This is a genomic window from Gracilibacillus sp. YIM 98692 (assembly GCF_010993965.1).
In the GTDB taxonomy this organism is placed as follows: domain Bacteria; phylum Bacillota; class Bacilli; order Bacillales; family Amphibacillaceae; genus Gracilibacillus.
In genome coordinates, this window is sequence record NZ_WIXM01000009.1 from 95,627 (window position 1) to 120,080 (window position 24,454).

At 36.4% G+C, this 24,454-nt stretch carries 20 protein-coding genes; 19 read left to right on the plus strand and 1 reads right to left on the minus strand.

Going from position 1 to position 24,454, the window contains the following annotated elements; all coding sequences use genetic code 11:
- The first annotated feature begins 43 nt into the window (after nt 1-43).
- From dnaE to GHD00_RS10575, 6 genes are all read left to right on the plus strand, one after another.
- Complete coding sequence (gene dnaE / locus GHD00_RS10550) at nt 44-3,469, plus strand: DNA polymerase III subunit alpha (RefSeq protein ID WP_240468665.1); 3,426 nt, start codon at nt 44-46, stop codon at nt 3,467-3,469.
- A 172-nt stretch (nt 3,470-3,641) separates the two neighbouring features.
- Entirely contained in the window at nt 3,642-4,499 is an 858-nt protein-coding gene (gene accD / locus GHD00_RS10555; protein ID WP_163538126.1) for an acetyl-CoA carboxylase, carboxyltransferase subunit beta, read from the plus strand.
- Entirely contained in the window at nt 4,499-5,464 is a 966-nt protein-coding gene (accA, locus tag GHD00_RS10560; protein WP_163538127.1) for an acetyl-CoA carboxylase carboxyl transferase subunit alpha, read from the plus strand. The genes accD and accA overlap by 1 nt, the downstream gene beginning before the upstream one ends.
- Nucleotides 5,465-5,709: 245 nt before the next feature.
- Nucleotides 5,710-6,669, plus strand: coding sequence for a 6-phosphofructokinase (gene pfkA / locus GHD00_RS10565; protein ID WP_163538128.1), 960 nt, complete (start codon nt 5,710-5,712; stop codon nt 6,667-6,669).
- Nucleotides 6,670-6,741: 72 nt separating this feature from the next.
- Nucleotides 6,742-8,502, plus strand: a complete 1,761-nt coding sequence (pyk, locus tag GHD00_RS10570; protein WP_163538129.1) for a pyruvate kinase — start codon at nt 6,742-6,744, stop codon at nt 8,500-8,502.
- Nucleotides 8,503-8,726: 224 nt separating this feature from the next.
- Nucleotides 8,727-9,119: an FxsA family protein gene (locus GHD00_RS10575; RefSeq protein WP_163538130.1), complete on the plus strand. Its 393-nt coding sequence runs from the start codon at nt 8,727-8,729 to the stop codon at nt 9,117-9,119.
- On the opposite strand, the gene ytvI is transcribed toward GHD00_RS10575, so the two are convergent.
- Nucleotides 9,107-10,228, minus strand: coding sequence for a sporulation integral membrane protein YtvI (gene ytvI, locus GHD00_RS10580; RefSeq protein ID WP_163538131.1), 1,122 nt, complete (start codon nt 10,226-10,228; stop codon nt 9,107-9,109). The genes GHD00_RS10575 and ytvI overlap by 13 nt on opposite strands.
- A gap of 94 nt (nt 10,229-10,322) precedes the next feature.
- Here ytvI and GHD00_RS10585 point away from each other — a divergent pair, with 94 nt between their 5' ends.
- The 13 genes from GHD00_RS10585 to speD all read left to right on the plus strand — a co-directional run bounded on the left by GHD00_RS10585 (nt 10,323) and on the right by speD (nt 24,171).
- On the plus strand, nt 10,323-10,787 hold the full coding sequence (locus tag GHD00_RS10585) for a DUF441 domain-containing protein (protein ID WP_163538132.1): 465 nt from the start codon (nt 10,323-10,325) through the stop codon (nt 10,785-10,787).
- A 222-nt stretch (nt 10,788-11,009) separates the two neighbouring features.
- Nucleotides 11,010-12,125, plus strand: coding sequence for a citrate synthase (gene citZ / locus GHD00_RS10590; RefSeq protein WP_163538133.1), 1,116 nt, complete (start codon nt 11,010-11,012; stop codon nt 12,123-12,125).
- Between the two features lie 59 nt (nt 12,126-12,184).
- On the plus strand, nt 12,185-13,450 hold the full coding sequence (gene icd / locus GHD00_RS10595; protein WP_163538134.1) for an NADP-dependent isocitrate dehydrogenase: 1,266 nt from the start codon (nt 12,185-12,187) through the stop codon (nt 13,448-13,450).
- 422 nt (nt 13,451-13,872) lie between these two features.
- Entirely contained in the window at nt 13,873-14,055 is a 183-nt protein-coding gene (locus GHD00_RS10600; protein WP_163538135.1) for a hypothetical protein, read from the plus strand.
- 435 nt (nt 14,056-14,490) lie between these two features.
- The gene (locus GHD00_RS10605; RefSeq protein ID WP_163538136.1) at nt 14,491-15,186 is read left to right on the plus strand and encodes a response regulator transcription factor; all 696 of its coding nucleotides are present in this window, start codon (nt 14,491-14,493) and stop codon (nt 15,184-15,186) included.
- The gene (gene pnpS, locus GHD00_RS10610; protein ID WP_163538137.1) at nt 15,187-16,566 is read left to right on the plus strand and encodes a two-component system histidine kinase PnpS; all 1,380 of its coding nucleotides are present in this window, start codon (nt 15,187-15,189) and stop codon (nt 16,564-16,566) included.
- A gap of 125 nt (nt 16,567-16,691) precedes the next feature.
- Entirely contained in the window at nt 16,692-17,681 is a 990-nt protein-coding gene (hflK, locus tag GHD00_RS10615; RefSeq protein WP_163538151.1) for an FtsH protease activity modulator HflK, read from the plus strand.
- Nucleotides 17,671-18,600: a protease modulator HflC gene (gene hflC, locus GHD00_RS10620; protein ID WP_163538138.1), complete on the plus strand. Its 930-nt coding sequence runs from the start codon at nt 17,671-17,673 to the stop codon at nt 18,598-18,600. The genes hflK and hflC overlap by 11 nt, the downstream gene beginning before the upstream one ends.
- Before the next feature lie 125 nt (nt 18,601-18,725).
- Entirely contained in the window at nt 18,726-21,359 is a 2,634-nt protein-coding gene (gene polA / locus GHD00_RS10625) for a DNA polymerase I (RefSeq protein WP_163538139.1), read from the plus strand.
- Between the two features lie 15 nt (nt 21,360-21,374).
- Nucleotides 21,375-22,202 (plus strand): DNA-formamidopyrimidine glycosylase, encoded by an 828-nt coding sequence (gene mutM, locus GHD00_RS10630; protein WP_163538140.1) that lies wholly within the window; start codon nt 21,375-21,377, stop codon nt 22,200-22,202.
- Between the two features lie 31 nt (nt 22,203-22,233).
- Nucleotides 22,234-22,866, plus strand: a complete 633-nt coding sequence (gene ytaF, locus GHD00_RS10635) for a sporulation membrane protein YtaF (RefSeq protein ID WP_276208266.1) — start codon at nt 22,234-22,236, stop codon at nt 22,864-22,866.
- A gap of 106 nt (nt 22,867-22,972) precedes the next feature.
- A complete protein-coding gene (coaE, locus tag GHD00_RS10640) occupies nt 22,973-23,575 on the plus strand; it encodes a dephospho-CoA kinase (protein WP_163538152.1) in 603 nt (200 codons plus the stop codon).
- Nucleotides 23,576-23,796: 221 nt separating this feature from the next.
- A complete protein-coding gene (gene speD / locus GHD00_RS10645) occupies nt 23,797-24,171 on the plus strand; it encodes an adenosylmethionine decarboxylase (RefSeq protein WP_163538142.1) in 375 nt (124 codons plus the stop codon).
- The last annotated feature ends 283 nt before the right edge of the window (nt 24,172-24,454 follow it).

Genomic DNA, 24,454 nt, shown 5'->3' on the forward strand with positions numbered 1-24,454 from the left:
AAAAAGTCTGCTTATATAAAATATATGTAGACAAGTGTTGCATATGTTTGTAGATTTAATGAAAGCAAAATATAAAGCCAAACAATTGGATAATAGCGATGATTTTCTCTATAATGAAATAGAAACATATGATCGCTGTAAGGAGGTGACGACCTTGCCGTTTACACAATTACAAGTAAAGAGTGGTTACACTCTTATGCAGAGTACCATTCAACTCCATGAATTAGTTTCCCATGCTGCCGAATTAGGTTATCAAAGTCTTGCGTTAACAGATGAAGGAGTGATGCATGGGGCGATATCCTTTTTCAGGTTGTGCAAAAATTTTAAAATCAAACCTATTATTGGTATGCAATGCTCTGTATGTGTTCATGATCATATTTTTCAAGCGATTTTGCTGGCGCGAAATTCAAAGGGTTATCAGCAATTACTTGAGATTAGTTCACAGATTCAGACTGGAAAAGAAGTTAACATGGCCGATTGGGAATTAATAAAGCACGATGTTGTGACGATCTTACCAGTTGATCAAGTAACAGAAACAAAAGAATACTATTTGGAAGATATATTGAATGAATGGATGGAGAACTTCTCTTCGTCTCATTTTTATATTGGTGTTTCAGATGGTGTAAAAGATAAATGGTCTTATCTGCAAGAATTTACATATACACACAACATAAACGCTGTAGCTATATCAGATGTACGTTATTTACGGAAACAAGACCGTTATGCCTATAGTTGTTTACAAGCTATGAACAACCAATCTGAGTGGCAGAAGGAACAAGACTGGCCGGTTAAAGGCAATTACTTAGAGAGTGAAGCCGAGCTGCGTGAAAGGTTTAGGCAATGGCCTGCTTTACTTGATAATGCCTCTAACGCAGCAGCACAATGTCAAGTGGAGATCTCTTTAGGACAGCAGCTATTACCAAAGTATCCTGTGCCTGATAAGGAAAATGCGGCGGATTTTTTAGAAGCATTATGCCTTGAACAACTGAATGACATATATCATGCGGATATACCTCAAAATGTTTATGATCGGTTATATTACGAATTACGTGTGATTGATTCCATGGGTTTTAATGATTATTTTTTAATTGTGTGGGATTTTATTACATATGCTAAAAAACAACAAATCATGGTAGGACCAGGGAGAGGTTCGGCAGCAGGATCTTACGTTGCTTATTTACTAGGAATCACCAATGTCGATCCATTAAAATACGACTTATTATTTGAACGTTTTTTAAATCCTGAACGAGTATCAATGCCTGATATTGATATTGATTTTTCTGATGAGAAACGGGACCAAGTCATTGAATATGTCGTGAAGAAGTATGGTGAAGAGCATGTGGCGCAAATCATAACCTTTGGCACCTATGCTGCTAGATCATTATTACGTGAATTGTTTAAAACGATGAATGTTCATGAGAACGATGCACAATATATTTTGCGATCATTACCGAAGGATACATCAAGCTCTATCTCAAGCTTATTAAAGCACTCACCTGAATTGGTTGAATATGTCAAACAGTCTCCTAAACTACAGACATTATTTAAAGTAGCGAATCGGTTAGAAGGGTTACCGAGACATATTTCTACTCATGCAGCTGGTGTCATTATAAGTGATCACCCCTTGACTAATTATACACCCTTAATGGCTTCTCCAAATGATGGGAAGCTTACACAGTACGCCATGAACGATTTAGAGAAAATTGGTTTATTAAAAATGGATTTTCTTGGATTACGTAACTTGTCCTTAATAGAAAAAATTATGAAACATATTTCTCCTAATCAACCTATTGCAGAAGCATTGGATCAACTGCCATTAGATGATGCGGATACGTTTGTACTATTACAAAAGGGACTGACTAACGGGGTTTTTCAACTAGAATCTCAGGGGATGCAAAAAGTACTTCACGAATTAAAACCAACACATTTTGAAGATATCGTGGCAGTGAATGCACTCTACCGTCCCGGGCCAATGGAATTTATCCCTGTCTATATTGCTAGGAAACATGGACAAGAGCAAGTGGAATATATACATCCTGATTTAAAGCCTATTTTAGAGAAAACGTATGGTGTGTTAGTTTATCAAGAACAAATTATGCAAGTTGTTCACCAATTAGCTGACTTTTCTTATGGTGAAGCCGATTTATTACGTCGTGCTGTGAGCAAAAAGGAAAAAGAGTCGATCCTTAAGCAAAAAGAAAAATTCTTATTTGGCTGCCAAAAAAATGGGTATGATGCAAAATTGGCTGAGGAGGTATTTGATTGGATATTACGCTTTTCTAACTATGGTTTTAACCGTAGTCATGCAGTTGCATATAGTGTGATAGCCTACCAATTAGCTTATTTGAAAGCAAAGTATCCAGTGAGCTTTTTGGCAGAAAATTTAAGTATGCACTCGGCTAGTTTAGAAAAGGTTCAAATGTATTTACGTGAGGCAAAACAGTTTGGGATAACGATACTGCCACCATCTATTAATAAAAGCATTGGTAAGTTTAAAGTAGAAGGGAAAGCCATTCGAATTGGCTTTAGTATAATGAAAGGTGTTGGTTATCAAGCTGTACAAGAAATCTTAAAAGCAAGAAAAGCTGGACCATTTAAGCATTTATATGATTTTTGTTTACGCGTGTCCACAAAAAAGGTCAATCGAACGGTTATTCAGTCTCTTATATTAGCGGGAGCCTTTGATGATACTCATGCGAATAGGGCCACCTTATTAGCTAGTTTAGATGAAGCACTAGAGCAAGGAGATCTTTTTCGTGAATTTGAGGATCAAGTAAGTTTATTTCAAGGGGAGCTGTCTTTAGACGTTTCCTATACAGAGCAAGAACCGTTCCCAGCTGTTAAAAAGATTATGTTAGAAAAAGAAGTAGTTGGATTCTTTTTATCTACACATCCATTAGCAACTATACGTTCTTCATTGCATAACAATGGGTATTACACCATACAGAGAATTAAGGAGAATAAATTTCGCAAAGTAAAAATGGCTGCTGTGGTACAAGCTCAAAAAATGATTCGTACAAAGAAAGGCGAATCAATGGCATTCGTCACCTTAGCAGATGAGACGGATGAAATAGACTCTGTGTTATTTCCAAAAGTCTTTCGTCAAGTGAATCATTGGTTAAAGGAAGAATGCTTTGTTTTTGTTGCGGGAAGACTGGAAGAACGGCATGGAAAATGGCAATTGATTGCTGATCATGTACAAGAGCTAGATATAGAGCAGGAAAAAGCGATGGATATTAATATCTATATTAAAGTTACTTCTATGGAAGGGGAGGAAGTGTTAGAACGGTTACAACGTATTGCGAATCAATATCACGGCACTTCACCTGTTTATTTGTATAAGGAAGATGAGAAAAAAATGTTTAAATTGTCCAATCAATATGCATTATTACCGAGTGATGATGTATTAGAACTGTTGAAAGTAAATTTTGGTAAAAAATGTGTCGTTTTTCGTTCGAACCATGAATAGGCTTAGGCCTTACTTTACATGCTTTAACAGTTTGATATAATATAGTAGTTATTATAAAATCATTTGACCTAATATTTTTTATTAGTACTACCATTAACTGCTATTATTAACCGTTTTATTAAGTCATCGCTTGTAAACAAGGAAATGTATGGTATTAAAGGAGGAATAATCCTTGCTGAAAGATTTATTTGGAAAAAAGAAGAAGTATGCATCCATTCCAGGAGAAAAAGCAAAAAAAGATGTACCAGAGGGCCTTATGCAAAAGTGCGGAGGCTGTCAAAAAATATATTATCAAAAGGAATTACAAAAAAATTTAAATGTGTGTCCTGAATGTGGACATCATCATCAAATTTCTTCTCAGGAACGTATTCAATTTTTATTAGATTCAGAGACGTTTGTAGAATGGGACAAGGACTTATTATCACAAAACCCGTTGGAATTTCCGCAATATGAAGAAAAAGTGAAGAAAGATCAACAAAAAACTGGTTTAAACGAAGCCGTTGTAACAGGGGAAGGAAAAATTCACGGTGCTCGAACAGCAATTGCTGTCATGGATGCCCGCTTTCGAATGGGGAGCATGGGTTCAGTCGTTGGAGAAAAAATAGCTAGAGCAATAGAGAATGCTCGTGATTTGCAAATCCCGATTATTATCTTTACTGCTTCTGGTGGTGCCAGAATGCAAGAAGGTGTACTTAGTTTAATGCAGATGGCTAAAACTTCAATGGCGATTCAGCGTCTTCATGCCGAGGGTGGTTTATTTATATCTGTTATGACTAACCCTACAACTGGAGGAGTGTCCGCAAGTTTTGCATCCATTGGTGATTATAATTTTGCTGAACCAGGTGCCCTTATCGGCTTTGCTGGAAGAAGAATTATTGAACAGACGATTCGTGAAAAGCTTCCTGATGATTTTCAAACAGCAGAGTTTCAGTTGAAACATGGTCAAGTAGATAAAGTCATTCCAAGGTTGGAAATGCGGGATACATTATCAACTATTTTAGATATGCATCAGTCAGGGGGTCAACGTTAATGAAGCAAGTGTTAGAATTTGAAAAGCCTGTCGTTGAACTTCGCGAAAAAATTGAAGAATTAAAATCATTAACTCAAGACAGTGATATCGATTTATCGGATGAAATCTCCAAAATGGAGGATAGATTAGAAAAGCTTGAAAATGATATTTATGGCAACTTAGAACCTTGGGATCGAGTTCAAATTGCTCGTCATACGGATAGACCTACTTCTTTAGATTATATTGCAGAAATTTTCACAGATTTTATTGAATTTCATGGAGACCGTTTGTATGGAGATGATGAGGCAGTCGTTTCAGGAATTGCGAAATATAATGGGAAACCCGTAACGGTGATAGGACAGCAAAGAGGTAAAAATACAAAAGAAAATATTGATCGTAATTTTGGTATGCCTCACCCAGAAGGTTATCGAAAAGCATTGCGTCATATGAAGCAAGCGGAAAAATTCAATCGTCCCATTATTACGTTTATTGATACAAAAGGTGCTTATCCTGGGAAGGCTGCTGAACAAAGAGGCCAAAGTGAAGCCATTGCAAGAAACTTGATGGAAATGTCAGGAATAAAAGTGCCGATTATTTGTATTGTGATTGGAGAAGGCGGAAGTGGTGGAGCACTAGGAATAGGTGTTGGTGATAAAATTCATATGTTAGAGAATTCCACTTACTCTGTTATTTCTCCAGAAGGTGCAGCAGCACTGTTATGGAAGGACGCAGGACAAGCAGAAAGAGCGGCTAAATCATTAAAAATCACCGCTCCAGACTTAAAAGATTTAGGTGTTGTGGATGAAGTTATTACTGAACCTTTAGGTGGTGCACATCGAGATCTTAAGGTGCAAGCACAAAATATTAGGGAAGTCATCGGTTCTTCATTAAAGGAATTAAGTGCATTATCTGACGCCGCTTTATTAGAGAACAGATGGGAAAAGTATAAGACTATTGGTGAAGTTCAATCGTTAGTAAATATTTAAATAAGTTCGAAAAGTATCTTCGCATTAAAAGGAAGATGCTTTTCTTTTGTGTTTTTTTACTTATGAAATTAATTTTTCCTTTTCATTGTGATAGAAATCATCTAAAATATTAGTGTTTAGGGATGAGTTTCAATATATTTTCATGTATAATCTTATGTGGTATTACTGTTTTGTGCTGTTTAAATAAAAAGAATAATGGAGAAAAATGAAAGAAGGATCAATTTATTTTGTAAAGAGGTGACATAATGAAAAAAATTGCTGTTCTAACGAGTGGCGGAGACGCTCCAGGAATGAATGCCGCAGTTCGTGCTGTTGTTCGTAAAGCGATGTACCATGATGTAGAAGTATATGGTGTTTACAATGGCTACGAAGGCTTAATGGAAGGAAATATAAAGAAAATGGAGCTAGGTTCCGTTGGGGATATCATTCAACGAGGCGGGACCATTTTATATTCTGCTCGATCAGAAGAATTCAAGACAGATGATGGGCAATATAAGGCTATTGAGCAAATGAAAGAATTCGGTATTGAGGGTTTAATTGTTATTGGAGGAGATGGCTCTTTCCGCGGTGCAGCGAAATTAACTGAAAAAGGGTTTCCTTGTATTGGTGTTCCTGGCACCATTGATAATGATATTCCTGGAACAGATTATACAATTGGCTTTGATACTGCATTGAATACAATTGTTAATGCTGTAGATAAAATTCGTGATACCGCCACTTCTCATGAACGTACATATGTGATCGAAGTTATGGGTAGAGATGCCGGGGATCTTGCGTTATGGGCAGGACTTGCAAACGGTGCTGAAAGTGTGATTATCCCTGAGCAAACAGAAAGCTTTGAAAGTGTTGTGGCTAAATTAAAACGTGGACAAGAACGCGGGAAAAAACATAGTATTATTATCTTAGCTGAAGGTGTAGGCAGCGGTGTGGAATATGGTAAGAAAATAGAAGAAGAGACCAAAATGGATACTCGTGTTACAGTGTTGGGACATATTCAACGCGGGGGTTCTCCTTCTGGTTATGATCGTGTCTTAGCTAGTAGGTTAGGTGCCAAAGGGGTAGATCTATTATTAGAAAATATTGGCGGGAAAATGGTTGGTGTTGAAAATAATATGGTCGTATATAGTGACATTTTAGAGATTTTAAATACAAAACACAATGTTAATATGAACATGTATAAACTAGCTAATCAATTATCTATTTAATAGTGTGTTTCATTTTAAGAAATGTTAATATGTTGATATATAGTGTTTGGGATGATTGAAGGAGGATATATAATGAGAAGAACAAAAATTGTTTGTACAATTGGACCTGCTTCGGAGTCGATAGAGAAGCTTGAAGAGCTAATCAAAGCAGGGATGAATGTTGCTCGCTTAAATTTCTCTCATGGGGATTTCGATGAGCATGGTGCCAGAATCGAAAATATTAGAAAAGCGGCAAAAAAACTAGGGAAAACGGTAGCTATTTTATTAGATACAAAAGGTCCTGAGATTAGAACAGGTACTTTAAAAGATGGACAAGCATATATTGAAAAAGGAAACACGGTTTATGTTTCTATGGATGATATCGAAGGATCTGAGGAAAGAATTTCTGTTACATATCCAGAGTTAATCAATGATGTAGAAGTAGGAGCCAAGCTATTGCTTGATGATGGGCTTATTGCCTTAGAAGTAACGGAAGTGTTAAAAGAACAAAACGAACTGAAAACCGTTGCATTAAACACAGGCTTACTGAAAAATAAGAAAGGTGTAAACGTACCAAATGTAAGTGTCAATTTACCTGGTATCACAGATAAAGATGCCGCAGACATTAATTTTGGAATCGATCAAGGTGTGGATTTTATTGCAGCATCTTTCGTACGTCGTGCATCTGATGTACTAGAAATTAGAGGGTTGTTGGAAGAAAATGAGGCAACACATATCCAAGTAATTCCAAAAATTGAAAATCAAGAAGGTGTCGACAACCTTGATTCAATTCTTCAAGTAAGTGATGGGTTAATGGTTGCTCGTGGTGACTTAGGGGTAGAAATTCCTCCAGAAGATGTACCTTTAGTACAAAAAGCCATGATTGAAAAATGTAACAATGTAGGTAAACCAGTTATTACGGCTACACAAATGTTAGATTCCATGCAACGTAATCCAAGACCAACACGTGCAGAGGCTTCCGATGTTGCTAATGCTATTTTTGACGGCACAGACGCTATTATGCTTTCCGGCGAAACTGCTGCGGGTGATTATCCGATCGAAGCAGTAGAAACGATGAGTAACATAGCCAAGAAAGCAGAAACAGGCATTGATCACAAAAACGTATTAGATCTACGTTCTAAAGCGACAGATATGACTATTACTGATGCTATTAGTCAATCAGTTAATCACTCTGCTATGAATCTAAATGTTGATGCCATTTTAACTCCTACAGTTAGTGGCTTTACTGCAAGAATGATCTCAAAATATCGCCCAGAAGCGCCTATTATTGCGGTTACTTTCCAAGAGCAAGTTAGTAGAAGATTAGCGCTTGTTTGGGGAGTAGAAACCATTTCAGGTACATTATTACATACAACAGATGATGTATTAGAAGAGGCGATTGAAAGAGGCTTGCAATCAAATTGCTTTAAGCGCGGAGACCGTGTCATTATTACAGCAGGTGTACCAGTTGGGGAAAGCGGCACAACGAATCTTTTAAAAGTCCATGTTATTGGCGATGTATTAGCTAAAGGACAAGGTGTTGGAAAAGGTAGTGCATACGGACGTGCTGTTACTGCGAAAAATGCCGAAGAAGCAAATTTAAAAGTGAACCAAGATGATATTATTGTAACTTATGGCACAGATAAGGATATGATGGGTTCTATTGAAAAAGCAGCAGGTATTGTGACAGTTGAAGGTGGTCTAACATCACATGCAGCTGTTGTAGGCCTTAGTTTAGGTATTCCTGTTATTGTTGGAGTAGAGAATGCACTTGATTTAATTCAAGATGGGCAAGATATTACTATTGATGCCAATAAAGGAGACATTTACGCAGGACATGCAAGTGTCTTATAATTAATGAGAGAAGAAGGGATAACCTTCTTCTCTTTTTATCATAAGCACTTTTTCTGAAAAGTTAGGTTATTTTTTAAACTGCGATGTAAACTTTGAAAAATTCTTTTAAGATGAGTGCTATGATGCCACTCCGGAAAGCGAGTGCTTTTCCGAAGCGGTGTACCTCAGGTTCTCTTTTGGAGCTCGTATAGTTTCTATATCTACAAATGAAAGGAAAGAGCAGTATGTTTCGATGGATTTTATTATTTGTACTGGTTGTACCAGCATTAGAAATAGGAGTCCTTGTGTGGGCAGGTGGGCAAATTGGCCCGTGGTGGGTTGTGTTATTGATTTTACTAACAGGTGTGATTGGTGCATGGTTAGCCAAACAACAAGGCCTTGAAACGCTGTATAATGCTAGGAATGCTATGGCTTATGGCAGAGTGCCACAAGAAGAAATTTTTGACGGTATCTGCATATTAGTCGGTGGTACCGTCCTTTTAACTCCCGGATTTATCACAGATGCGATAGGTTTCCTTTTACTCATACCGGTAACCCGTAAGCCGATTAAACAATGGTTAAGAAAATGGTTCCAGCATTTAGCTAATAAAGGCAGTTTTACGATTTATAGACGATAGGGCTTATCCGATAGAATATAGTCACGAGTGATTGCAAATAATTGAACTTGATGAAAAGCCTTAAAGATTAGTAAAAGAGCAGGTCCAAGCCAAATTCCTTTCACACCAAAAATTTGAAAGCTAAGATAAATAGATAAGATAGTTAATATGGGATGTATTCCTATAGCGTTAGAAACTAGTTTTGGTTCAAGTATTTGTCTCGTAGCAACAACCACTGTATAGAGCAGGGAAATGCTAATCCCACTAGAGATATCTCCAATAACAAATAGGTAAAGAATCCAAGGGAAAAATACGACGGCTGTACCTAATATTGGTAATAAATCAATCATCGCAATAATCACTGCGATCGTAAAAGCATGTTTTATTCCAATCAGCATAAGCCCAATAAAAATCGTAATGAAAGCAATAGTTACTAATAATAGCTGTGCTTTTATATATTGCCAGAATGTTCGTTTCATCTCTATGCAAATATCTTGGAAAACTTCTATTGGTTTTGGTGGTATCTTTTCTAGCATGAATGCCTTGATTGAACCCCAATCCTTACAAATAAAAAAAGTTAGTAATAGGGAAAAGATGATAATAGTAATCGAACCAGGCAGTGCAGCAAGTTGAGATCCAATCCAATTCAATACCCCTTCTATGACTTGTCCCATTTTATCTGCTAGGTTAATACTTAATTCTTCGACCTGTTCTCGAATGAGAGCATGTTGTTCCTCTGAAAGGCTATTCATATATGATGTGATTTTTTGCATAATAGGTATAAGCATGGCGTTTATTGATCCAGCTATCTCTAAAAAGAGAGATTGAAATTTTTCTGGAATCCATTTGCTCAAATAAACAATTCCTTGAAATAATTCCATCAAAATAAATATCATGGAAACAACTGTTACCACGATAGCAGAACAAATTACGAGAAGACAACTAATTGTATGATGTAAATGAGTAATTCTTACTAAGAGTGAAATGATAGGATAGAGAATCAATGCAAATAGGCACGCCAATACAAATGGAAATAAATACTGTATGGTGAAAAAAACCGATATAATGAACAAGCTTATCACAGCCAACAATATAGTACTGCGATATAGTGTATTTTTAGTGATGAACATGATAGCCAACCTCGCTTTAAAAACGGTATATGTTTTTCATTAACACGTACATATGATAAGATGTAACTGGCAAAATATTGCGGAGGAATTCAACATGATTAGCGGCTCAACTATTTTCTTAATCATTCTTTTTTTGCTTGGATATTTTGGGAAAAACCAAGCAATTATGGTAGCAGTATATATTCTATTTGGATTAAAACTTGTTAAATTAGATGATAAATTTTTTCCATATTTACAAGATAAAGGGATAGGCTGGGGCGTTATTATCATTACAGTAGCTGTATTGATCCCAATTGCTACTGGTGAAATAGGATTTAAAGATTTATTAGAAAGTGTGAAGTCTTTTCATGCTTGGATTGCTCTTGCATCTGGTATTTTTGTTGCAGTGATCGCTAAAAATGGTCTTACCTTGCTAGCCAATGATCCGCATATAACAACAGCACTAGTTATCGGTACTATCATTGCTGTTGTAGTGTTTCAGGGTGTAGCAGTAGGTCCTTTAATTGGGGCAGGAATTGCCTATCTTCTTATCAAAGCAGTAAACTTGTTGCCCTTTTAAAACCCATTGTCGCATAATCTTACATATTGGTTTTAAGACACAGTAATACAAGCTATGCTATAAGGGAAGATTATATGATTAATTTTAATCGTTTTCATTTACTATCTATTGTAGTTTGTTTATAATAGGCATGGGGATGTTCAAAAGCATCGTAAAAATGTGCTTGATAAGAGTCAGTTCTTGCTGACAGCAAATTCAGGATAAGAAAAGGAGAGGAATGTTATGTCAACAACGAAAGGACTAGAAGGGGTTATTGCAGCAGAATCGTCCATTAGTTCTATCATTGATGATCAGTTAACCTATGTTGGTTATACCATTGATGATTTAGCTGAAAATGCTAGTTTTGAAGAAGTGGTCTTCCTATTATGGAATAAACGATTACCTAATAAAGAAGAGTTATCAGCATTAGAAAAAGATCTATTTGATAATATGGTATTGCCAGATGCAGTCATTGATCATTTTAAAGCATATGATATACATAAAGTTCATCCAATGGCAGCGTTGCGTACAGCTATTTCCATGTTAAGCTTGTACGACGATGAAGCGGATGACATGAGTAAAGAAGCAAATAAGCGTAAAGCGATTAAATTACAAGCAAAAGTTTCTTCGGTCGTAACCGCTTTTTCACGTATTCGCGATGGATTAGATCCGGTTCAACCTAAAGAAGGTTTAAGCTATGCAGCGAACTTCTTATATATGTTAAAGGGAGAAGAGCCTGGAGATCTTGAAGCAGAAGCTATCAATAAAGCACTAGTGTTACATGCAGATCATGAATTAAATGCTTCCACATTTACGTCTAGAGTTTGTGTAGCGACATTATCAGATATTTATTCTGGTATTACGGCTGCTATTAGTGCATTAAAAGGACCTCTGCATGGTGGAGCTAACGAACAAGTAATGAACATGCTCTTAGAGATAGAGGAAGTAGATAATGCGATTCCATTTGTAAAAGAAAAAATGGCTAATAAAGAAAAGATTATGGGAATGGGGCATCGTGTTTATAAAAATGGAGATCCTCGAGCAAAACATTTAAAGAAAATGTCTAAAGAACTTACGAAAAAAAATAATATGGAAAAATGGTATCAAATGTCTGAAAAAATTGAAGATTACATCAAGAAGGAGAAAGGGCTGCCAGCAAATGTTGATTTTTATTCAGCGTCAGTGTACCATAGTTTAGGGATTAAACATGATTTATACACGCCAATCTTTGCGATGAGCCGCTTCTCTGGTTGGATCGCCCATATTTTAGAGCAGTACGATAACAATCGATTAATTCGTCCACGAGCAGAATATGTCGGTCCACAAAAGCAATATTATACAGACATTAACGAGCGTTAACCATTTTCATATTGAAAATGATATAACATAAATAAACAAACATTAGGAGGAATAGAAGAATGGGTGAAAAGATTACAGTAGAAAATGGTGTGGTTCAAACACCTAATAAACCAATTATTCCATTTATCGAAGGGGATGGAACAGGTCCGGATATCTGGGCAGCTGCAAGCCGTGTATTAGAAGCAGCAGTAGATAAAGCTTATAACGGTGAAAAAGGTATTGAATGGAAAGAAGTATTAGCAGGGGAGAAAGCTTATAACCAAACAGGTGAATGGTTGCCGGAAGAAACATTAGATGTTATCCGTGAATATAAAATTGCTATTAAGGGTCCTTTAACAACTCCTATCGGTGGAGGAATCCGTTCTTTAAACGTAGCATTACGTCAAAAATTAGACCTATTTACTTGCTTGCGTCCAGTACGTTGGTTTGAAGGGGTTCCATCTCCAGTAAAACGCCCTCAAGATACAGATATGGCAATTTTCCGTGAAAATACAGAAGATATTTATGCTGGTATTGAGTGGCAAAAAGGATCTGACGAAGTAAAGAAAGTTATAGACTTCTTACAAAATGAAATGGGAGTAGAGAACATTCGCTTCCCTGAAACTTCTGGTATCGGTGTAAAACCAGTATCTGAAGAAGGGACAAGCCGTCTAGTACGAGCTGCTATTGATTATGCTATTAAAGAAGGTCGTAAGAGTGTAACTTTAGTACATAAAGGTAACATTATGAAGTTTACAGAAGGTGCCTTCAAAAACTGGGGATATGAACTTGCGGAAAGAGAATATGGAGATAAAGTCTTCACATGGGCTGAATATGACCAAATCGCAGAAGAAAAAGGCCGTGAAGCGGCAGATGAAGCGCAAGCAGCTGCTGAAAAAGCTGGAAAAATCATTGTGAAAGATGCTATTGCAGATATCTTCTTACAACAAATCTTAACCCGTCCAAAAGAGTTTGATGTTGTAGCAACAATGAACTTAAATGGTGACTACGTATCGGATGCACTAGCTGCTCAGGTTGGCGGTATTGGTATTGCACCAGGTGCGAACATTAACTACGAATCTGGTCATGCTATTTTCGAAGCAACACATGGTACTGCACCGAAATATGCTGGTTTAGACAAAGTAAATCCATCATCTGTTATCTTATCTGGTGTTTTAATGTTAGAACACTTAGGTTGGAGAGAAGCTGCAGATCTAATCATAAAATCTATGGACGATACAATTGGTTCTAAGGTAGTAACATATGACTTTGCTCGTTTAATGGATGGTGCAACAGAAGTGAAATCATCAGAATTTGCTGATGCATTAATTAAAAATATGGGTTAAGAGATCGGACATTTAGTGCCTTATACGCACTAGTTTACATCTCTTACTCTAATTGAAAGAAAGTCTTACTTGTCGTTATTACAAGTAAGACTTTTTTTACACGTTAAGAAAGCGTAAAATTCATTCATAATATCCATATACTACGCAATAACTTTAGCATGACTTTCTACTATTCTCCCGAAGATGAGTGCAAATAATCGCTTCGGCAAGATACTTCGCTTTCCACGGGCACGGCCTTAGCCAGGGAACTACTGGAAATAACTTCTTTGCCACCTTGCACCGAGTAAGCCTACTTCAAAGCGATACTAGAAGACGCAGGTGCATCACGGGGTCTGTGGCTCGCGTGAGTTCCTGTTGGAGTCTACGTATCTTGCCTCCGCTTTGTGTGGTGTTCTGATTGAAAAAAGAAATAGTACAAAGAAATGAATTCCAATGGGTCTATTCTCCCAGAAGGCAGAACACCTTTATTAGCGAAGGTAGAATACGGAGACTCCTGTGGGACAGCGAGAGCTGAAGATCCACTTGGTAAAGGGTTTTTCTTTACCAAGTTAGCTGAGGCCGAGCCCGACGGCATAGAAAACACTACGAAAGCGATTTTTGCTTGAGTAGATGTTGCACTTGTGCCCTTGGGTGAAAGCGCAGTATTCTACCGGAGCGAATAGTAGCACACATTTCAAACAAGAATACAAGGAAGCGACACCAGACAAATTTTCACGAGTTCGTAGTTTGGTTCTACGGCGACATTACGACAGTTTTGACTAGTGACTGGAATTAGAGTTAGCACAGCCAAGTTTGAGCTCCAAGAAAGCAGTGTTATTATTTTTCCCATGCTGCACCCAAAATTTTTATCATGTTGAACAATCATCTGTAAGCTCCCTGCTGATGGAGTTCTTTCTTTATCAAATAAATATTAATAAAAATTAAAAAATTGTAAATAATTTTTAACATAAAAATTACCATATTTCTGCATACTAGCTATTCACATTACTTATACCTCCATGTATGATAAAGATAAAATAGAATTTGGATGGGGTGCTACAATGGAAGAGAAAGTCTTAATAGTAGACGATGAACAATCAATTGTTACATTATTACAATATAACATTGAAAAAGCAGGGTATCAGACGGATATCGCTTTTGATGGCAATGAAGCTCTTCAAAAAGCTTCCACAGGAGAGTTCGATTTGATTATCTTGGATTTAATGCTTCCAGGAATGGAAGGAACAGAAGTGTGTAAAGCCTTGAGGCAAAAACAAATTGAAACACCCATATTAATGTTAACGGCAAAAGATGATGAATTCGATAAAGTGTTAGGACTAGAGTTAGGTGCAGATGATTATTTAACGAAGCCATTTAGCCCGAAGGAAGTTACCGCGAGAATTAAGGCTATTTTACGTCGGATTAGAAAAGCAGAAGAGATGGCAGAAAACGCCAATATAAAGATTGCTGAATTAGTGATATATCCTCAGCAATATGAAGCGGTTATTAATGGAGAGTCACTTAGTTTTACAAGAAAAGAATTTGAATTATTGCATTATTTAGCTAAGCATAAAGGGAAAGTGTTGTCTCGTGACCAATTATTAAGCGCTGTTTGGAATTATGATTTTGTCGGAGATACTCGTATAGTAGATGTGCATGTTAGTCACCTTCGTGAAAAAATTGAACCTGATACAAAACATCCAGTCTATATTAAAACCATTAGAGGGCTAGGTTATAAAATGGAGGAGCCTTTTTAAATGGATGACAAGTCAAGAGCAAATTTATTTTACCGATATATTTTTATTGTGATATCTGTTTTTTTATTAATAGGATTGATGGTAATCTCACTTGTTGCAAATGAAGAACAAATTTTTATTTTGTTTTCTTTATTGATTGGCCTCATTATTGTGTTAGTACTTATTTATCATATGTTTGAAAACTATGTTAGACCGATTCGTGCAGCGAGCAATGTAACGAATGAACTAGTAAAAGGAAATTATAATGTACGAACATATGTAAAACCATATGGAGAAGCACAGAAACTAAGTAATTCTATCAATGTTTTGGCTAGAAATTTACAAGAGATGTCAATCCAAGAAAAAATGCAAGGCAGTCAATGGAAAACCGTTATTAATAATATGGAAAGTGGCTTAATGCTGATTGATGAACGAGGGTATGTCCATTTAGTCAATCGAAAATTCATACATATGTTTGGCAATAAATCGGTGCAATATATTGGTTACTTATATTATGATGTCCTAACACAAACAAGTATCCATAAAGTAGTACAGGAAACTTTTTTATATGAAGAAAAGATGACAGGAGCTATTACCACAATAATAAATGGAAATAAACATTATATAGAGGTAGTTGGGGCGCCTGTTTTTAATGATCTAAGAGAATTGAAAGGTGCAGTATTGGTCTTCCACGATATAACTGAACTTAAGCGAGTGGAAGAGATGCGTAAAGATTTTGTCGCTAATGTTTCTCATGAATTAAAAACCCCCGTAACATCGATTCGGGGTTTTGCAGAAACATTGCTAGATGGAGCGATGGAGGATAAAGGTTTAACCGAAGAATTTCTCCACATCATTTTAAAGGAAAGTACACGATTACAAGCATTAGTAGATGATTTATTAGAATTATCGAAATTAGAAAAAGAAGAAATGAAGCTAGCACAAAAATTAATTCATGTGGATAGCTGGATTCAAAGTATTATAAGATTAGTGGAACAACAAGCGCAAAAAAAGTCGATATCTTTTCAACCAAATATTGAAAGTGGTGTAACATTTAATGGAGATCCTGACCGTCTTCAACAAGTATTATTAAATTTATTATACAATGCGATTAGTTACACTAGTGAAGATGGAACTGTAGGGTTATCATTACAGGAAAACAGTGAAGAGGTTGAAATAAAGGTATCCGATACAGGAATTGGTATTCCAGACGATGCTAAACAAAGAATATTTGAGCGTTTCTATCGAGTGGACAGAGCAAGAAGCAGAAATACGGGAGGAACTGGATTAGGCCTTGCTATTGTTAAGCATATTGTGGAGGCACATAAGGGATCTATTACGGTGGAAAGTGAAGTGGATGAAGGATCTACATTTATTGTAAAAGTACCAAAAAAGTGGTGAGGAATGTATGACATTCCATCACCATTTTTATTTTGTTTATTTGAAACCTCTGGTACACTCGTTTCGTAATAGTAATATAGACAGTAATAATTTTAGTGCTGCATAGAAAGAAAAAAGGGGGAAAAATAGTGACACTTAAGCAAATTTACAGTTGGATAGGTATTGTCATTGCAGTCTTGATTCTTGGTGTTGTCGCACTAACGAGCTGGTATACAGTGGATGAATCGGATCAAGCTGTTTTGATTACTTTTGGTAAAGCTGAAGAAGGAATAACGGAACCAGGTTTGCATTTTAAAATGCCTTGGCCTATTCAATCGGTGGAAACACTGTCAAAGGAAACATTTAGTTTAAATTTTGGCTACGATGAGGAAAACGCAGAAAATGCAGATGTGGTTCGAATGATTACAGGCGATGAAAATATTTTACAGGCAGATTTAGTTGTGCAATGGAAAATTATTGAGCCTAGTAAGTATTTGTTCCATTCAAATGATCCACAACAAGTACTTTATAATGCAACATCTGCCTCTTTACGAAGTATTATTGGTTCTTCCACGATTGACCAGGCCTTAACAGATGGAAAAGCAGATATTGAAAATAATGTAATGGATTTATTAGTGACGTTAATGGAAGATTATGATGTTGGAATATCCATTCAAAATGTGAAATTACAAGAAGTGGACTTGCCCAATGAAGAAGTTCGTCAAGCATTTATGAGGGTAACAGATGCAAGAGAAACGATGAACACAAAGAAAAATGAAGCAAATAAATATCGTAATGAAAAGTTTGAGGAAGCCCAAGGGGAAAAAGATGCGATTATTTCTCGTGCAGAAGGAGATAAAATTGAAAGGATAGAAACTGCAAGAGGGAATGTAGCAGGATTTAATGCTTTATATGAAGCATATGAAAGTAATCCAAATATCACTCGACAAAGGCTAGTATTAGAAACATTAGATGAAGTGTTGCCTAAGGCGAACATTTATATTATGAATGATGATGGCAATACATTAAAATACTTACCGATTGGGCAAAACAACAATACACAGTCTCTACCACCAGCAACGGAATCAGGTGGAAATAATGAGAAAAACGAGGAGGCTGAAAATAATGACAGATAATAATGTTTATGAAATGAAAAAGATGTCGCCAAAAGAAATAAAACGTCTTGTAAAAATAGGAATTTCTGTACTTATATTAGTTATTTTACTAATCGTTATAGGAAGCAGTATGTTTGTTGTAAAAGAAGGAGAATATAAAGTAGTTCGCCAATTTCAAGAAGTAATACGAGTTCAAGACGAACCAGGTCTTAAGTTTCGGATCCCATTACTACAAACCGTTTCGACTTTACCTAATAAAAAATTAGTCTATGATGTCATGGAAAGAGAAATTAATACTTTAGATAAAAAAAGGATGATTATTGATAATTATGCGATTTGGGAGATTACGGATCCTATTGCTATGATCTCCAACGCTCGGTCCGAAATAGGCGCAGAATCTAGAATGGGTGAATTTATTTTTTCCGTAATTCGTTCTGAATTGGGTACACTGAATTACGATGAAATTATTAATGATGAAGGAAGTACAAGAGGAGATATAAATCAACGTATAACGGAAAGAGTAAACATGTTATTAGAAAGAGGTAACTACGGGATTCAAGTAGATGATGTTCGAATCAAACGAACTGATTTACCACAAGAAAACGAACAATCTGTGTTTAACCGCATGATTTCAGAGCGTGAATCACAAGCACAGCAATATTTGTCACAAGGGGAAGCGGAAAAGAATCGAATTATGGCTAACGCAGACCGTGATGTGACGGAAATGCTCTCGACAGCAAATGCTGAAGCAGAAGAAATTCGAGCTGAAGGGGAACGAGAGGCAGCGGAAATGTACAATGCGGCATTTTCTCAGGATGAAGAGTTTTACCAGCTATATCGAATGTTAGAATCTTATAAGAAAACAGTAGACGGAGACACAACGATTATTATTCCACAAGGCTCTCCATATGCCGATCTTTTATTAGGATATATTGAGTAGTGTGCAACCGGGCAGTTTATGTCCGGTTTTCCTATTACATAATGGTTACCTTTATTCAAGATATGATAATGAGAGTAAAACATGGTAAAATAAGCACATAACTTTGATAAAAGGAGTCCGGATTTATGACGAATAAATTAGTGTTGATTGATGGGAACAGTATTGCCTATCGTGCGTTTTTTGCTTTGCCCTTATTGAATAATGACAAGGGCGTGTATACAAATGCAGTTTATGGCTTTACCACGATGCTATTAAGAATAATAGAAGAGGAGAACCCTACACATTTATTAGTAGCATTTGATGCTGGTAAGACAACATTTCGTCATGATACATATAAAGAATATAAAGGCGGTCGAGAAAAAACACCATCCGAATTAAGTGAACAATTTCCTGTTTTAAAAGAATTGCTAGAGGCCTTCGATATTAAACATTATCAATTAGAAAATTATGAAGCCGATGATATTATTGGAACTATTTCTAATCAAGCGAATGAAAAAGATTGGGAAGTAAAAGTAATATCGGGAGATAAAGATTTATTACAACTTGTTTCTGACCAAGTCGATGTTCGCTTAACGAAAAAAGGAATAAGTGATGTGATGACTTATACTCCAGATACGCTAAAAGAAGACATGGAGATTACTCCTGATCAAGTCATTGATTTAAAAGCTTTGATGGGGGATAAGTCTGATAATATACCAGGTGTACCAGGTGTTGGACAAAAAACAGCTGTAAAACTTTTAAAGCAATTTCATACATTAGAAGAAATATATGAACATTTAGAAGATGTATCTGGAAAAAAATTAAAAGAAAAATTAGAAACCCATAAAGATGACGCCTTTATGAGTAAAGAGCTTGTTACGATAAATAGGACATCCCCTATAGAAATTGCAATAGAAGATACTAGTTACGATGGGTATACAACGGATGATGTGAAACATATTTTTATGGAGCTTGGATTTCAATCCTTATTAAGTCGTATAACGGGAGATGACGAGGAACAACCGGAAACGAATCTATCTGAAATCGAATACGACAAAGTGGAAGAGATTACTTTGGACCTGTTTACAGGGCAAGATGCGATGGAGCTTGAAATTTTAAATGAAAATTATCATCAAGAAGCGGTCATAGGGATAGCAGTTGTGAATCATAAAGGAAAGTATCTGATTCCGACTGAATTAATCGGATCTTCCTCGGTTTTTAAAGAATGGGCAGAGGATGAGACAAAAGAAAAGTATGTATTTGATGCAAAGAAAATGACAGCCCTTCTGAATCGCTTTTCTATTCAAATAAAAGGAATCACGTTTGATCTATTGCTCGCATCTTATTTACTTAACCCATCTGATAATAGTCATGATATTCCGGCGATTAGTCATCGTTTTGGACAAACAGAGGTTCAATTGGATGAAGAGGTATATGGAAAAGGTGCGAAAAAGGGAGTACCGGAAAAAGAAGTATGGCAGGAACACCTTATTCGAAAAACGAATTTGATTTTTATTCTAAAAAATCAAATGCAAGAGAAGCTAGAAGAAAATAAACAGTTAGAATTGCTCGAAAATCTAGAACTTCCACTAGCCATCGTTTTAGGTGAAATGGAAGCGGCAGGGGTAAAAGTAGATAAACAAAAGCTCCTAAACATGGGTGAAGAATTAAAAGACCGACTAAGCAAGTTGGAGGAAGAAGTGTATGAGTTAGCAGGCGAGTCATTCAATCTCAATTCACCGAAACAATTAGGGCCTATTTTATTTGAAAAGTTAGAGTTACCGGTTATTAAGAAAACTAAAACAGGTTACTCTACCTCCGCAGATGTATTAGAAAAGCTTGATGGGAAGCATCCGATTATTGAGAAAATTTTACATTATCGTCAATTAAAAAAGTTAGACTCTACCTATATTGCCGGACTTGTAAAAGTTATTGATGAAGAAGAACAGAAGATTCATACTAGATTTAATCAAGCTCTAACTCAAACAGGGCGCTTAAGCTCTATTGATCCAAACTTGCAGAATATCCCGATCCGTATTGAAGAAGGCAGAAAAATACGTCAAACTTTTATTCCGTCAGAAGAGGGATGGAAGATTTTAGCGGCAGACTATTCCCAAATTGAACTTCGGGTATTAGCACACATTGCAGGTGACGAAAAGCTTCAAAATGCATTCAAAGAGGATAAAGATATACACACTCAAACAGCAATGGAAGTGTTTCATGTCACAGAAGATCAAGTAACAGCTGATATGAGGAGACAGGCAAAAGCGGTTAACTTTGGTATTGTTTATGGTATCAGTGATTACGGACTATCCCAAAACTTAGGAATCTCGCGAAAAGAAGCGAAAACGTTTATCGATCGTTATTTAGAGAGTTATCCTGCAGTAAAAAGCTATATGAAAGAAATTGTACAGGAAGCGAAACAAAATGGTTTTGTATCCACTATTATGAACAGAAGGCGCTATTTGCCTGATATTACAAGCCGCAATTTTAATGTGCGTAGTTTTGCGGAGCGGACGGCTATGAATACGCCTATTCAAGGCAGTGCAGCAGATATTATTAAATTAGCTATGATTGAATTAGATAAAAAGCTAAAGGAACAAGGTTTCCAAGCACGATTGCTTCTACAGGTTCATGATGAGTTGATTCTGGAAGTACCTGGTCAGGAGCTGGATGACTTATCAGCACTTGTTACAGAAGTTATGGAAGATGCTATGGAACTAAGTGTCCCATTAAAAGTAGATGTTGCTTATGGGGACACTTGGTATGATGCAAAGTAATAAGGAGTAAAGATAATGCCAGAATTACCTGAAGTAGAAACGATTAGACAAACACTAAAACAATTAGTTATTGGAAAGCAGATAAAAGATATTGAAATTAAGTGGCCAAAAATAATAAAACAACCTGATGATATTGGTGAGTTTAAACAGCGGATCATCAAACAGACTATTCAGGATATTAGACGAAAGGGAAAATTTTTACTTTTCGACTTAGACCATGATGTCATTGTTTCCCATTTAAGAATGGAAGGAAAATATGGTGTTTACCACAAAAATGAACCATATATCGATCACACACATATTATTTTCCATTTCACAGATGACAGGCAGTTACGATATCGAGATGTCAGAAAGTTTGGCACCATGCATTTATGGGAAAAGGGAACGGAGCATGAGCAAAAGCCGTTAAACCAACTAGCTAAGGATCCAATAGCAGAAGATTTTTCCCTAAAGGAATTTACGAATAAAGTACAAAAAAGTGATCGTTCGATTAAAAATATATTATTAGATCAATCTGTTATCGCGGGACTTGGTAACATTTATGTGGATGAAACACTCTTTTTAGCTGCTGTTCATCCTTTGACCAAAGGATCCGAATTGTCAAAAAAACAAATTAAAAAAATATTAGAAGCGGCCATTCAAACATTGGAAATGGCAATTAAACAAGGGGGAACAACAATTCGATCATATGTAAACTCACAAGGGCAAATCGGTATGTTTCAACAACAACTGCACGTCTATGGCAAACAAGGCGAGAGCTGTACAAAATGTCAGACGCATATTGAAAAAGTTAAGGTAAGCGGAAGAGGGACTCATTTCTGTCCGGTTTGTCAAAAAGTATAAGTGCTCACATTTCCCATCATGGCTCCATATAATAACCCAAAAAGATGAGAAGGAGCAATGGTGGGTCATGTTATGGTTAATTGCAATTGCAATCAGTTTAGATAGTCTTCTCGTTGCCTTTACTTATGGATTAAGAGGATTACTTTTGCCATGGAAGGAAATTATCAAAATTTCGTTAACAGTGGCTGTTATTTTCGCCATTGCAATGTCATGCGGACAACTTATTACTTTAATCATTTCGGTACGTTCAACAGAAATGCTCGGTGGTATTATTTTGGCGGTTGTGGGAGTTTGTTTGCTGTTATCTTGTTTTCGTGAGCAATTAAAGAAACCAAGCAACAATCGGTTATCTTTTTTGTTTTACATTTTGAAAAAGCCTATGTCAGCTGATCTTGACCGTTCTGGGAATATTAATGGTATGGAAGGTTTTTGGATTGGGGTCGCTTTATCTTTAGATTCTTTCGGTGCAGGAATTGGTGTATCTATGATGGGAGCTTCCTTTATAACAACTCCTATTATGATATTTGCGATTACTTACTTTTTTCTTTTTCTTGGTGTATGCATAGGGAAATATTGTGCTCACATCCCATTTGTTCAAAAATTTTCTTTTTTACCTGGTCTATTGTTAATTTCCATTGGTATATGGAAAGTGATGATGGCTTAATACGCAGTACACGCAACTGGAATATAGGATTCTCATTTATTCCAGTTGCTCAATATTTCATTTATCTGCAAACGTGGAGAACAAACAAAATAGGGAGAAGGGAGCGATAATTATGATAATAGGATTAACCGGAAATATAGCAACAGGAAAAAGTACCATTAGTGCGATGTTTAAAAATACATATCATATACCTGTGATTGATGCAGATATCGTATCAAGACAAGTTGTAGAGCCTGGTGAAACAGCGTATCAACAAATTATCGAGACATTTGGAGAAGAAGTGATACAAGAAGATCAGACTATTAATCGTAAGAAGTTAGGGGAAATCATCTTTCAGGATGATAGAGCAAGGCAAAAGTTAAACGCTATCGTACATCCAGCGGTTCGGACCAGAATGGAAAAGGAAAAAAACGACCAGCTAGAAGCAGGTGCAACATCTGTCGTATTAGATATTCCACTGCTATTTGAAAATAACTTAACATACTTGGTGGATCGTACGATTGTGGTGTATGCCGATGAAAAGACACAGCTAGAACGTTTGATTGATAGAAATCAGTTAACAGAAAAGGAAGCAAGAAATCGTATGAACTCGCAAATGAATATAAAGGAAAAAGTTCGAAAGGCAGATGCTGTCATTGATAATAATGGTACGGTTGAGCACTCTGCTGATCAATTAAAAGATATCTTAAATCGCTGGGAGATTGTGTAAAGACCAAGCTTGTCAAATGGTATGAAAGCATATATAATGCTTTTGCATATCTATTCTAAATTAACGGCTAAGAAAAAGAAATAAGATTTTAAAAACTCTTTTGAATAAATGCCAATAAGTGAACACTGACAGGGTTAGGGCGTCATTGGACTAACTTCCCCCCATGATAGTTCATTGATCATTGTTCAAAAGACCTTTGTTTACCAAAGGGGGAATAACGAATGGATACAAAAAGTAGACATGTCATTGCGGAGCTCTGGCATTGTAATCTTGATTTATTAAATGATATAGACAAACTCGAGCGCATTTTTGTTCATGCTGCGTTAAAAGCAGGTGCGGAAGTTCGTGAAGTGGCGTTTCATAAATTTGCTCCAGTTGGTATAAGTGGAGTAGTCATCATTTCAGAATCCCATTTAGCCATTCATAGCTTTCCAGAACACAGCTATGCAAGTATAGATGTCTATACTTGTGGGGAGATGATTAATCCTCATGTAGCGGTACGATATATTGAAGAGGAGCTTGGAGCACAGACAACAGAAAAGATAGAGATCCCTCGTGGTTTAGGTCAAATGCAACTAAAGAAAGTTTCAAAATGAAAATTCCCCCTTACTTGATAGTAAGGGTTATTTTATTCTATGTCATAAGACACTTTTCACATTCTTTGTTACAGAGTTGAACCAAACTGCGCAATAGTGAAAATTTGTCTCGATGTAGATTCCATCCATTCTAATTTGAGATGTGTGCTATCATTCGCTCCGGCAGAATACTCCGCTTTCCGTGGGCTCGGCTTCAGCTAACTTGGTAAAGAAAAGCCCTTTACCAAGTGGATCTTCAGCTCTCGCTGTCCCACAGGAGTTATAATGAACGAAACTAGCCCCT

Bases quoted from the DNA above. Each gene is read 5' to 3' on its own strand.
- speD (WP_163538142.1), top strand. From the start codon at position 23,797: ATGGATACAAAAAGTAGACATGTCATTGCGGAGCTCTGGCATTGTAAT.
- accA (WP_163538127.1), top strand. From the start codon at position 4,499: ATGAAGCAAGTGTTAGAATTTGAAAAGCCTGTCGTTGAACTTCGCGAA.
- icd (WP_163538134.1), top strand. From the start codon at position 12,185: ATGGGTGAAAAGATTACAGTAGAAAATGGTGTGGTTCAAACACCTAAT.
- mutM (WP_163538140.1), top strand. From the start codon at position 21,375: ATGCCAGAATTACCTGAAGTAGAAACGATTAGACAAACACTAAAACAA.
- hflC (WP_163538138.1), top strand. From the start codon at position 17,671: ATGACAGATAATAATGTTTATGAAATGAAAAAGATGTCGCCAAAAGAA.
- GHD00_RS10605 (WP_163538136.1), top strand. From the start codon at position 14,491: ATGGAAGAGAAAGTCTTAATAGTAGACGATGAACAATCAATTGTTACA.
- GHD00_RS10575 (WP_163538130.1), top strand. From the start codon at position 8,727: ATGTTTCGATGGATTTTATTATTTGTACTGGTTGTACCAGCATTAGAA.
- GHD00_RS10600 (WP_163538135.1), top strand. From the start codon at position 13,873: ATGAATTCCAATGGGTCTATTCTCCCAGAAGGCAGAACACCTTTATTA.
- pfkA (WP_163538128.1), top strand. From the start codon at position 5,710: ATGAAAAAAATTGCTGTTCTAACGAGTGGCGGAGACGCTCCAGGAATG.
- pnpS (WP_163538137.1), top strand. From the start codon at position 15,187: ATGGATGACAAGTCAAGAGCAAATTTATTTTACCGATATATTTTTATT.
- dnaE (WP_240468665.1), top strand. From the start codon at position 44: ATGTTTGTAGATTTAATGAAAGCAAAATATAAAGCCAAACAATTGGAT.
- polA (WP_163538139.1), top strand. From the start codon at position 18,726: ATGACGAATAAATTAGTGTTGATTGATGGGAACAGTATTGCCTATCGT.
- ytvI (WP_163538131.1), bottom strand. From the start codon at position 10,228: ATGTTCATCACTAAAAATACACTATATCGCAGTACTATATTGTTGGCT.
- GHD00_RS10585 (WP_163538132.1), top strand. From the start codon at position 10,323: ATGATTAGCGGCTCAACTATTTTCTTAATCATTCTTTTTTTGCTTGGA.
- pyk (WP_163538129.1), top strand. From the start codon at position 6,742: ATGAGAAGAACAAAAATTGTTTGTACAATTGGACCTGCTTCGGAGTCG.
- citZ (WP_163538133.1), top strand. From the start codon at position 11,010: ATGTCAACAACGAAAGGACTAGAAGGGGTTATTGCAGCAGAATCGTCC.